12 protein-coding genes are annotated in these 11,967 nt (G+C 37.5%); 8 read left to right on the top strand and 4 right to left on the bottom strand.

What is annotated here, in order from left to right; translation table 11 throughout:
• Positions 1–27: 27 nt before the first annotated feature.
• Positions 28–1,671, bottom strand: coding sequence for an L-glutamate gamma-semialdehyde dehydrogenase (pruA, locus tag BLT95_RS07015; protein ID WP_089665400.1), 1,644 nt, complete (start codon positions 1,669–1,671; stop codon positions 28–30).
• A gap of 140 nt (positions 1,672–1,811) precedes the next feature.
• On the opposite strand from pruA, the gene BLT95_RS07010 reads away from it, so the two are divergent.
• Positions 1,812–2,531, top strand: a complete 720-nt coding sequence (locus BLT95_RS07010; protein ID WP_089665399.1) for an NRDE family protein — start codon at positions 1,812–1,814, stop codon at positions 2,529–2,531.
• On the opposite strand, the gene apaG is transcribed toward BLT95_RS07010, so the two are convergent.
• From apaG to BLT95_RS06995, 3 genes are read right to left on the bottom strand one after another with little or no spacing between them, the layout of a single operon-like run.
• Positions 2,516–2,902, bottom strand: a complete 387-nt coding sequence (gene apaG, locus BLT95_RS07005) for a Co2+/Mg2+ efflux protein ApaG (RefSeq protein WP_089665398.1) — start codon at positions 2,900–2,902, stop codon at positions 2,516–2,518. The genes BLT95_RS07010 and apaG overlap by 16 nt on opposite strands.
• A 1-nt stretch (position 2,903) precedes the next feature.
• Positions 2,904–4,022 carry a DUF3667 domain-containing protein gene (locus tag BLT95_RS07000; protein WP_089665397.1) on the bottom strand — a complete coding sequence of 373 codons (1,119 nt, stop codon included), beginning with the start codon at positions 4,020–4,022 and terminating at the stop codon, positions 2,904–2,906.
• A 12-nt stretch (positions 4,023–4,034) separates the two neighbouring features.
• Complete coding sequence (locus BLT95_RS06995) at positions 4,035–5,288, bottom strand: DUF5103 domain-containing protein (RefSeq protein ID WP_089665396.1); 1,254 nt, start codon at positions 5,286–5,288, stop codon at positions 4,035–4,037.
• 161 nt (positions 5,289–5,449) lie between these two features.
• Here BLT95_RS06995 and BLT95_RS06990 point away from each other — a divergent pair, with 161 nt between their 5' ends.
• The 7 genes from BLT95_RS06990 (at position 5,450) to BLT95_RS06960 (ending at position 11,965) form a co-directional block, all read left to right on the top strand.
• Complete coding sequence (locus BLT95_RS06990) at positions 5,450–6,793, top strand: Na(+)-translocating NADH-quinone reductase subunit A (protein WP_089665395.1); 1,344 nt, start codon at positions 5,450–5,452, stop codon at positions 6,791–6,793.
• Positions 6,794–6,807: 14 nt separating this feature from the next.
• A complete protein-coding gene (locus BLT95_RS06985) occupies positions 6,808–7,998 on the top strand; it encodes an NADH:ubiquinone reductase (Na(+)-transporting) subunit B (protein ID WP_089665394.1) in 1,191 nt (396 codons plus the stop codon).
• A 2-nt stretch (positions 7,999–8,000) separates the two neighbouring features.
• On the top strand, positions 8,001–8,744 hold the full coding sequence (locus BLT95_RS06980; RefSeq protein WP_089665393.1) for a Na(+)-translocating NADH-quinone reductase subunit C: 744 nt from the start codon (positions 8,001–8,003) through the stop codon (positions 8,742–8,744).
• 2 nt (positions 8,745–8,746) lie between these two features.
• Entirely contained in the window at positions 8,747–9,493 is a 747-nt protein-coding gene (locus BLT95_RS06975) for an NADH:ubiquinone reductase (Na(+)-transporting) subunit D (protein WP_089665392.1), read from the top strand.
• A gap of 27 nt (positions 9,494–9,520) precedes the next feature.
• The gene (gene nqrE / locus BLT95_RS06970) at positions 9,521–10,135 is read left to right on the top strand and encodes an NADH:ubiquinone reductase (Na(+)-transporting) subunit E (RefSeq protein ID WP_089665391.1); all 615 of its coding nucleotides are present in this window, start codon (positions 9,521–9,523) and stop codon (positions 10,133–10,135) included.
• Between the two features lie 15 nt (positions 10,136–10,150).
• On the top strand, positions 10,151–11,437 hold the full coding sequence (gene nqrF / locus BLT95_RS06965) for an NADH:ubiquinone reductase (Na(+)-transporting) subunit F (protein ID WP_089665390.1): 1,287 nt from the start codon (positions 10,151–10,153) through the stop codon (positions 11,435–11,437).
• A gap of 171 nt (positions 11,438–11,608) precedes the next feature.
• Positions 11,609–11,965 (top strand): Na(+)-translocating NADH-quinone reductase subunit F, encoded by a 357-nt coding sequence (locus tag BLT95_RS06960; protein ID WP_089665389.1) that lies wholly within the window; start codon positions 11,609–11,611, stop codon positions 11,963–11,965.
• Positions 11,966–11,967: the final 2 nt, after the last annotated feature.

Raw genomic sequence — 11,967 nt, 5'->3', positions numbered from 1 at the left:
CTTTTAATAATTGTATGAGCATTTAGATTATTCTCCTAAAAATGGGTATCTGTAATCTGTGGCCGGAACAAATGTTTCTTTGATCAACCTTACTGAGATCCATCTCATTAGATTCATTTTAGATCCAGCTTTATCATTAGTACCACTTGATCTGGCTCCACCAAATGGTTGTTGGCCAACGACTGCACCAGTTGGCTTGTCATTGATATAGAAATTACCGGCTGCATTCTGCAGTAAATCTGTAGCCTGAGCTGCTGCATAGCGGTCTCCAGATATGATAGCTCCTGTTAATGCGTAAATGCTCGTATTATCTACGGTTTCACAAATATCAACCCACTTCTTTTCGTCAAAGTTCTTATCATCATATAGATAAATGGTCACCACGGGTCCGAATAATTCGGTTTCCATAGTCGTGTAATGCGGATCTGTAGTAAGTATCACAGTAGGTTCAATAAAGTAACCTTTAGATTTATCATAATTACCGCCCACTACGATTTCTGCATTTTTATCTTTCTTGGCTTTGTCTATATAACTGGCCAATTTATCAAAAGAGCCCTCATGAATAACCGCATTGATAAAATTAGTCATGTCTTCTGGAGATCCCATTTTAAAGGACTCAACATCTTCTTTTACAAAATCTTTGATTTCAGGCCAAAGACTTTTAGGTAGGTAAACACGGGATGCAGCGCTACATTTTTGCCCCTGATATTCAAAAGCTCCTCTGGAAATTGCCGTTGCAACTTGTTTTGCTTTAGCAGTTGGATGCGCCAGAATGAAGTCTTTTCCTCCTGTTTCTCCAACAATTCTTGGGTAGGTTTTATATTTCCTGATGTTGCTTCCAATTTTCTCCCAAATTCCTTTGAATACATCAGTACTTCCAGTAAAGTGAATTCCGGCAAAATCTGGACTTGCTAATACGGTATCAGTGATCATTTCAGGATCGCCATTGATCATGTTGATCACACCATCAGGCACACCTGCTTCTTTAAACACTTCCATAAGAACCTGGGCCGAAAGCATCTGGCTGTCGCTTGGTTTCCAAACGGCAACATTTCCCATTAAAGCAGCACTGGAAGGTAAATTTCCTGCGATTGCTGTAAAGTTAAAAGGTGTTATTGCATATACAAATCCCTCAAGAGGCCTGTATTCTACACGATTCCATACACCTTCTGAAGATTCTGGCTGTTCGTTATATAACTGAGCCATGTATTCTACGTTGAAACGAAGGAAATCACAAATTTCGCAAGCTGAATCAATTTCAGCCTGATAAATATTCTTTGACTGACCTATCATTGTAGCCGCATTCATCTTTTGTCTGTATGGTCCGGCAATAAGATCAGCAGCTTTTAGAAATATGGCCGCTCTTTGTTCCCACTCCAGTTTAGACCACTTTTTTCTTGCTTCCAAAGCTGTTTCAATAGCTTTTTCCACATGTTTTTTCTTGGCAAGATGGTAAGTTCCTACCTCATGTTTATGATCGTGCGGGGGATTGATAGTTTTTGTGTCTCCTGTTTTGATCGCGTCAGATCCAATGTATAAAGGTACCTCAGTTTTGGCGTTGTAAAGATCTTTGTAAGTAAGTAACACTTCTTCTCTTTCCGGGGTTCCTGGTGCGTAACTTTTAACTGGTTCGTTAACTGCCACGGGAACGTGAAAAAATCCTTTTCCCATAATATTATTTTTGCTTTTTTTCGATTGTTTTTTAATTGCGCTAAAGGTAAAAAAATAAAGCGGTTTAGAAGAAGAAGTATATGCACTTCACGAAAGCTTAACTTTTTTTGTAATTTTCCTTAAAAATTTGATATTTAAACATGTGTACGATCACTTTAGTTCCACATCCAGGCTCTATGGATGGTTTTATTTTAACTTCGAACAGAGATGAAGCAGTAAGCAGAAACACGCTTGCTCCAGAGGAGGAAATTTACAGGGGAAAAAAGCTTTTTTTTCCTAAGGACGAGAAGGCTGGAGGAACCTGGATAGGAGTAAGTGAAAATCTACGCTGCGTTTGTCTTATTAATGGAGCTGAAAAGCCTCACGTTAGAAAACCGGAGTATAGAAAAAGCAGGGGCGTGGTTGTAAAGGATTTTTTAGCTAAAAATAATTTGAAGAGCTTATTCAAAGAATATGATCTGAAGAATATAGAGCCTTTTACAATGATCGTTGTAGACTGGCATAACGGGCTCGCTTTTTATGAATTCATTTGGAATGGAACAGCAAGAAAGCTTACCAGACTCTCTATGAAAGAACATATATGGTCTTCATCACCACTCTATTCAGAGCACATGAAATCTAAACGAATTAAATGGTTTAAAAACCTGAAAGAGACTAAAGGCCTTTCTTCTGAAAGTTTACTTGACTTTCATCATAATGCTGGAGAAGGAGATAAGGAGTTTAATCTTATTATTGATCGAGGTTTTTTAAAAACACAAAGTATAACCCAGGTGCAGAATACGTCTAGCGAATTAAGATTTTTGTATGAAAGTCTTGTAAAGAAAGAGAAGACTAAGAACTATCTTCAGTTTAATGCATAGGGAGCGCAAAGTTTAAAGGAGGGTATATTTACTATAAAAGTTTTAGAGTTACTGAAATTAAGCATATTATAGTGACCTTTCATAGCACCAAACGGCCCGGTTAATACACATCCGCTTTGATAGCTGTGAATCTCCCCAGGTTGTAGAACAGGTTGTTTGCCAATTACACCCTCACCGCAAACTGTTTGCGTTTCATTAAGTGCATCTTTTATTTCCCAGAACCTGGATTCCAGTTGAACTGCATCATTACTTTGATTCTCTATGATGATTTTATAACCAAAGGCAAACTGTATTCTATACTCTTTGTAGAACATCCCTTCGAAATGAGTTTCGACTGAAATTTTTATGCCTTTTGTTACCTGCTGAACCATCTTAGAAAATTGAAAAAGAAACAATTATAGCTATAATCGCAGCTATTATAGCTAATGTAAAGAATATTATGTTTAATAATATGAACTTTAAAATCGTTTTAACACGGCCTTGCCCATAAAAATTTCGCATGGACTTATATAAATAGAATATAAATACAGTATTAGCAAGAGTAAAAGCCCAGTTAGTTTTAAGTAAATAATCTATTGAATAAGCAATTATATAAAGAACAAAGAGTGTGGTTTGCACATGAAATGCAAAAACTAGATGTTCCATGTAGTTAAAAGGACGGCGCAGGTAAAGAAGCCATATAAATAACGCGAAAACAGGTAGGTAAAAGAATATGATAAAAGGTAGTTTACTAACGAAATAATCGGCAAAAATTTTGGGGTTACTATAAATTAGATTAAACTTAACGGCTTTTTCATAAAGCCAGTAGTTCCAGTTGGTTTGCTCATATTGAAGTTCAGTCATTGCCACTTCCGGGGAGATCTCTCTTGTGGTTTTATAATAGCGATAAAAAATAGTAAACTTGGTAGTGTTGCGATTAACGTAATTTTTGTCATCCAGCTCTTTTTGGGTGACGTATACATCTTCATAGGATTCCCGAAGTTCTTTTGCCTTCCCAGGAATATTTTGTATTAGTGAATCTAACTTTATGTTATTCTCTTTTAATGCCGGGATTTCATTAAGCTCAGATTGTAATAAGGTGTCTTTCTGGATTTTAGCAATCTCGTTTTGAAAATTTTCGTCCTGTTCCTCCAGGTTAACACCATCGAAATTTTCAGATATTCCGGCAATAAGAAAGAATATGATAGACGCGCTGAGGTAGAAACGGAAGGGATTTGCATAGCGCATTCTTTTTCCGATTACATAGTCTTTGGATATTTGACCAGGTTTGAAGAGTAACACCCGTAAGGTTCTTTGCAGTCGTGAGTCATACGAAAAAAGACCGGAAAAGAATTCCACAATAAAATCGCTAAAATTTAATTTCCTGGTGCTGTTCTTTTGTCCGCAATTAGGGCAAAAATGATCGCTTCTTTCAAGTGGGAGTTTACAATTCAGGCAGGTTTCTCCTCGATATTTGTATAGTGAATCCTTTGGTAGGTTTTTCTCCAACATTGGAAATAATAATTAGTTTCGAATATTTCGGGAATTAGCATATCCAACACCTATTAGCCTATCGTACCTGGCACCTGGAGGGCTGTAGTATACCATAATGGTATAGGTGTTTTCGGTCTCATCAAAATTTCCACTTATAAAACCGTCATCAATACTACCGTCTTTGTTTAAAAGCACATATTTATAATTGTAAAAACCCTGTTTAAAAAGTCTGGCTCCCTCGTAATAACCGGTCTCTTCATTGTAAGTCATCAACGTGCTCTTGTCTAATTCAAAATTATTGAATCCCCCATACATATGTATTTCACCACCTTCAATAATATCGTAATTCTTCAAACGAAAATGCATCCAGACATACTCTGCTTCGATATCTGAATTTTGTGCCTGAATATTTCTAATTACAAATCCTCCATTAATGTCAGGATTATAGGTGTAGGGTTCATTTTTCCTTGTGAAATCCAGAAAAAGGTAATGGTGATAGAGCTCACCTAATTCTACACTGGCAATATCTGAAGTGGTTACTCTTATTTCTTTATTATCAAATTGCAGAAATTCATTACCTCCCCAGAATGAAGATTCGCTATCGTATCTATAAATAAGTTCGTTCGCAATGGTGTATTGAGGTTTTAAATGGGTAATAGCAAGTTTTTGATTGAAATTTTGAATCACACTCACTTTTACATTCATATCGGGATTCTTTAAAAGTAGATCGGGGGAATTCACACTGAAATTTACTACCTGTTTCTCGTCTATGAAGTTGAGGTCTCTTGATCTTTTAATTTCAGCACTAACCTGAGCTATGGGTTCATATACCATAAATTTCCTGGAGAATAGAAGCTCACGGCTGGAATTGAAAACTTTCAAAAGATAATTACCAGAAACCTTTAGCTGTTTTACATTATTGTTAGGTATAGATAATTCGTAATGCGTAAAAGGTTGAAGTGTATTTAGTGCGTTTGTATACTGCGTGATTCTAACATCGTCAAAGCCCTCCATATATTCATTCTTAGAAAGCTGGCTGGGAGTCCAGTCAAAATTATAATGTTCTATAGTGTAGTAATAATCAGCTTCATCACCTATAATATCGTCAAAACGGAGGCTAATTTTACTGCCAAATCTAATAATTGGATTTCCTGTATTTTCAACAGAGTCACCTTTAAAAATAATAGTCCTTATAAAGGTAGGGGGAGGGGTCTCTTCAGCGATCTGGCAAAAGCCTGTAATAGGAGTTGCTGTTAAAAACAAGATGAATAGAAAAACTTTCATAAAATATAATAATAAACAAAGTTAATAGAAATAAGCTTTTTCCGTGAATTTATTTTAACAGTTGATGAAAGTAAAATTCTTGTAATTGTTGGGAGAAATGGAGTGAAAATTCTTAAATTTGCCCGACTTTAAACTAAAAATTTTAACATACACTCCATCCTATGTCAAAAGACATTCGAATTAAAAGAGGATTATCTCTACGATTAGAAGGGGAGGCGGATAAAGAGCTTGTCAAGGCTCCACGATCTAAGACTTACGCGATCAAACCGCCAGATTTTCACACTGTTGTACCTAAAATGGTTGTTAAAGAAGGAGCAAAACTTCTTGCCGGTGATGAGATTTTCTATTCAAAATATACAGATCAAGTTCGCTTTACAACACCTGTAAGTGGTATTCTTAAAGAAATCAAAAGAGGGGATAAGAGAAAGATCCTTGAAGTGATTATCGAGGCAGACGCTGATGATGCTTACCGTGATTTTGGTAAAATGAATGCATCCAGTGCTGATGCTAAAGATGTAAAGGAGCGAATTCTTGAAAGCGGTTGTGGTGCCTTTATCTATCAGCGACCTTATGATATTGTTGCCGATCCTAAAGACACTCCAAAAGCTATTTTTATTTCAGCCGTAACTACGGCACCTCTTGCAGCCGATAAAGGTTTTATCATTAAAGATAAAGTAGAGGCTTTTCAGGAAGGTATTAATGCTTTGAAGAAATTAACTCCGGGAAAAGTTCATCTTTCAGTAGATGATAGTTCAGCTGAGTATTTGAAAAATATTCAGGGTGTTGAATTGCATCATGTAAAAGGAGAGCATCCTGCAGGAAATGTGGGTGTTCAAATTCATAAGATAGATCCACTTAACAGAGGGGAACGTATCTGGACTGTTGGAGTTGAAGACGTTGCTATTATCGGTGATGTTTTTCTAACTGGTGAGTATCGTGCAAATCGTACAGTTGCCGTAACAGGAAGTGAAGCAAAAGACAGAAAATATTATCAAACTGTTATTGGAGCAAATGTTTCAGACCTGATTGGTCAGGCTCCAGATAGTGTTCGAATAATATCTGGAGACGTGCTAACCGGAACTCAGCTTTCCAATAACCAGTATCTCGGATTTTTTGAGAATGAAGTAACATTGATTCCTGAAGGAGATAATTACCGAATGTTTGGTTGGTTGCCGTTCACCTATAATCATATTCACTCTAACTCAAAAACTTCTTTATCCTGGTTGTTTCCAAAAAGAAAGTTTACGCCTACCACCAATCTTAATGGTGAAGAGCGTGCTCTTGTAGTAACCGGAGAAATGGAAGAAGTGCTGCCAATGGATGTGTACCCTATGCAGCTTATCAAAGCTTGTATGGCCGGTGATATTGAAAAAATGGAAAACCTGGGGATTTACGAAGTAGCTCCGGAAGATTTTGCATTGGTTGAATATGTAAATACATCGAAAATCGAGATTCAGGAAGTAATTAGACTAGGTCTGGATTTAATGATCACCGAAGTAGGTTAAAAAGCTGAAGAACTATGGAATGGATTAGACAAAGATTAGATAAAATCAAGGAGCCTTTTAGCAAAGGACAAAAACTGGAAAAATATGCTCCAGCAGTGAATGCGCTGGATACTTTCCTTTTTACTCCTAATCATACAACAAAAAAAGGAGCGCACATTCGTGATGCGGTAGATCTTAAAAGAACCATGATTACTGTGGTGCTTGCTCTTGTTCCGGCACTTATCTTCGGAATGTGGAATGGAGGATATCAGTATCTACATCAGTTACCAGAATATGCAGATGGTGTTCCCTTTATAGATGCCTTTTTGGAAGGAGCTCTAAAGATAATCCCTATGATCGCAGTTTCATACGGAGTTGGTTTAGGTATTGAATTCGCCTTTGCGATATTCAGAGGTCATGAAGTTAACGAGGGTTATTTAGTAACCGGATTGCTTATTCCTATGATCATGCCTATAGATATTCCGCTTTGGATGGTAGGTTTGTCAGTAGTATTTGCGGTACTTATTGGTAAGGAAGCTTTTGGAGGAACCGGAATGAATATTCTGAATCCTGCACTTACAGCTCGTGCTTTTGCCTTTTTCGCGTATCCTACTTTCATGTCTGGAAATTCGGTATGGGTTAGTAATGCTTACGAGGTTGATGCGGTTTCAGGTGAAACCATCTTAGGTAGTCTTGCTTCGGGGAATGAGGTTTCTTATTCTGCTATGGATATGTTCTCAGGGATGATTCCTGGATCTATTGCCGAGACATCAGTAATATGTATTCTTGCGGGAGCCTTACTTCTAGTGCTGACAAAAGTAGGTAGCTGGAGAATTATATTGAGTGCCTTTATAGGTGCTGCGCTTATGGGACTTATATTTAATGCACTTCCGTCTATGGGACTTGAAGGGAATGCATTAACAAACTTTCCTTGGTACTTACACTTGATAGTTGGTGGACTTGCTTTTGGTATTGTTTTTATGGCAACCGATCCTGTTTCCGCAGCTCAGACGATGAAGGGGAAATGGATCTACGGATTCCTGGTTGGGTTCTTATCAGTAATGATTCGTGTGTTCAATCCGGCCTATCCTGAAGGAGTGATGTTGGGAATTCTATTAATGAATGTATTCGCTCCAACGATAGATCATTATGTGGTACAGGCTAATGTGAACAGAAGAAAGAAAAGACTTAAGAATGCTAATCCTCAGGTAGAAACAGCAGTTTAGTTATGGAAGAGAAATCAGTAAATAAAACAAACAGTAACGGCTATACATTTATGTTCGCCGTGATCCTTGTGGTGGTGGTAGCTTCGGTACTTGCTTTTACAGCGACTTCTTTGCAGCCAACACAACGTGAAAACGTGCGTCAGGAAAAGATGCAAAATATTCTTGCGACCGTAGGAATTGAAACAGATCGCCCGGGAGCTGAAAAATTATACAACCAGTATATAGTTGAAGAACTTGCGTTAGATCAGAATGGTGAAGTAGACGAGTCTAAGAATGCTTTTGAGGTAGATTTAGCGAAAGAATTGAAGAAACCGGTAGAAGAGCAGACTTTCCCGCTTTACATCGCGGAAGTTGAGGGTAAGAAATATTATGTACTTCCTTTAAGAGGTAACGGATTATGGAACGCGATCTTTGGTTACATATCTTTAAAAGATGATGTAAATACTATAAAAGGAGCAACTTTTGATCACCTTGGAGAAACTCCTGGTCTTGGTGCTGAGATTACTAAAGAATGGTTCAAAAAATCATTTGAGGAAGAGAAGATCTTTGACGATAGCGGCAACCTGGTAGGTGTTTCTGTAGTAAAAGGAAATATAGATGCTTCAGATAAGGAAGATAATAAAGTAGATGCGATTTCTGGAGCAACGATTACCGGAGATGGAGTATCTAATATGATCTCAGAAAGGTTAAAGCGTTATTTGCCTTTTTTCGAAAAGCAAACAGATATTAAAGTAGCAATAAAATAATTATGGCTAAAGAAACAAAATTCAACTCTGCTAAAGAGGAAGAGAAGAAACAGGAGATGATCCTTTTTCTTTCAGATTCTGAAGAAAAAGAGCATTTTCTGTCTAAAGGAAATAGAAAGTTATTATCAGATCCTATGGATGATAATAACCCAATTACGGTACAGGTTTTAGGTATTTGTTCTGCACTGGCAATTACGGTACAGTTAGAACCGGCAGTTGTTATGGCAATCGCTGTAATGGCAGTAATGGCTTTCAGTAACATGATCATTTCTATGTTGCGTAACCTTATTCCAAGCCGAATTAGAATTATCGTTCAGCTTGTAGTAGTGGCCTCTCTGGTAATTTTAGTAGATCAGGTTCTAAAGGCTTATGCTTATGATGTAAGTAAACAGCTCTCTGTATTTATTGGTCTTATTATTACCAACTGTATTGTAATGGGACGTCTGGAGGCTTTTGCTCTTGGAAATGGTGTTTACAAATCTTTCCTTGATGGTATAGGTAATGCAGCGGGATATGGATTGATTTTGATAATCGTGGCATTTTTCAGAGAGCTTTTAGGTTCCGGGAAATTATTCGGATTTGAAGTGCTGGGTCACAAAGGAGCTACACTTGCTGAATCTACCGGTCTTTATGCTCTAGGTTATGAGAACAACGGATTAATGTTGTTGTCACCAATGGCTCTTATCGTAGTGGGAGTTATTATCTGGGTGCAGCGTGCAAGAAACCGCAAATTAATTGAAGCAAACTAATAGCTGAACAGCAAAAAAGTATAGAAAATGGAATTAGTTAATCTATTTGTAAGAAGTATTTTCATTGAAAATATGATATTCGCCTACTTCCTGGGAATGTGTTCCTACCTGGCGGTATCAAAAACTGTAAAGACAGCTGTTGGTTTAGGTGCTGCAGTAATATTTGTATTGGTAGTTACTGTACCAATTAACTTTTTACTTGACAATTACCTTTTGAAGCCCGGAGCCCTTAGCTGGTTAGGTGCTGAATATGCGAACGTAGATCTTAGCTTCCTGAGCTTTATCATGTTTATTGCGGTAATCGCATCTATGGTGCAGCTGGTAGAAATGATCGTTGAGAAATTCGCTCCTGCACTTTACGGTGCTTTAGGTATTTTCCTCCCTCTTATTGCGGTAAACTGTGCGATCCTTGGTGGGTCATTGTTTATGCAGCAAAAAGATTTTGGTGGTATTTCTGAAGCGGTAACTTACGGTTTGGGAAGTGGTATTGGATGGTTCCTTGCAATTCTAGCGATTGCGGCCATTAGAGAAAAAATTGCATACTCAAATGTGCCTGCTCCATTAAAAGGTCTTGGTATTACTTTTATCATTACCGGATTAATGGCATTAGGTTTTATGAGTTTCATGGGAATTAAATTATAATCGAAAAGAAAGATTATGACAGTTATAATAGCGAGTGTAGTAGTTTTTTTAGTACTGATATTGTTATTGGTATCCATCCTTTTGGGAGCCAAGGCAAAACTGACCCCATCCGGTCCGGTAACTATCAATGTTAATAATGAAAAAGATATCGAAGTAGGTTCTGGTGGAACTTTGCTTTCAACTCTTGGAGATAATAAATTATTTCTTCCTTCTGCCTGTGGTGGAGGTGGAACCTGTATCCAGTGTAAGTGTATCGTACAGGACGGTGGTGGTGCAATTCTTCCTACCGAAGAGCCGCATTTTACCAGAAAAGAGATTGCAGACGGCTGGAGACTTGGTTGCCAGGTGAAGGTAAAGCAGGATATGAAAATTACCATTCCTGAAGAAGTATTCGGAATTAAGAAATGGGATGCTACCGTTGTTAGAAATTATAACGTTGCCTCATTTATTAAGGAATTTGTTGTTGAAATTCCTGAAGTGATGGACTACAAGGCCGGTGGTTATATTCAAATTGAAATTCCTAAAACGGAAGTGAAGTTTGAAGATATGGATATTACTGCTCACCCTGAAGAGCATGAAACTCCGGATAAATTTAAGGCTGAGTGGGATAAATTCAAATTATGGCCACTGGTTATGAAAAACCCTGAAGTAGTGGAAAGAGCTTATTCTATGGCTTCTTACCCTGCAGAAGGTCGTGAGATCATGTTGAATGTACGTATTGCAACTCCGCCTTTTGATAGAGCAAAAGATGGGTGGATGGATGTTAATCCTGGTGTTGCGTCTTCTTATATCTTCAGCCTGAAAAAAGGAGATAAAGTAGTTATTTCAGGACCTTATGGTGAGTTCTTCATTAATGAGAGTGATGCTGAAATGCTATACGTAGGTGGTGGAGCTGGAATGGCACCAATGAGATCACACTTATATCATTTATTCAGAACACTTAAAACCGGTAGAAAAGTAACTTACTGGTACGGTGGTAGATCTAAGCGTGAATTATTCTATTCTGAACACTTTAGAGCTTTAGAAAGAGACTTCCCGAACTTTAAATTTTACCTGGCCCTTTCTGAGCCAGCTGAAGAAGATAACTGGAAAGTAAAATCCAGTCTTGATGATGAAGGTGATGGATTTGTAGGATTTATTCACCAGGTGGTAATAGATAACTATTTATCACATCACGAAGAACCGGAAGAAATTGAATTATATTTCTGTGGACCTCCATTGATGAACAAAGCAGTTCAGAAAATGGGTGAGGATTTCGGGATACCACCAGAGAATATCAGATTTGATGACTTTGGAGGATAATAATTACAATCCCGCTTCGGCGGGATTTTTTATTTAATTATTTTTTTTCAGTATTTATGATGAGTCATCCTGAACTGGTTTCAGGATCTCATAAATATTAGCTTAAGAAGCTGAAACAACTTCAGCTTGACGAAAACCTTTTTTCATTCAGCAAATCTTTATATTTAGCTTATGCCAAAATTAGATGAACAGGAATTGCATAATCTCGCAATGAATATCGTGGGGAAAGATCTTGAAGATAACGGTTATGAATTTCTGGGGGTGAATAGCAAGTTAAAAAGAAACCCGCAGTTTGTCGCTTTGAAGGATACCAAGCTGCATTTTGTAATTGTTAGGGCGATATTATATCCCGATGATCCAGCTGCTTTTGATCCTGCCTTTATGAAGGATATTAAAGAACATGCTGAAAAATTTAATGCACGTACATTTTACGCTGGAGTAGGACTGGCCAATTCAGCAGATTATGATAAACCCATTACCAGTGATGAAGATTATATTGTAAATTATTCTGGTTGGAAGGAATTTTAGTT

Source organism: Gramella sp. MAR_2010_147 (genome assembly GCF_900105135.1).
Taxonomy (GTDB): domain Bacteria; phylum Bacteroidota; class Bacteroidia; order Flavobacteriales; family Flavobacteriaceae; genus Christiangramia.
This window is presented reverse-complemented; position numbering and strand designations above follow the sequence as displayed.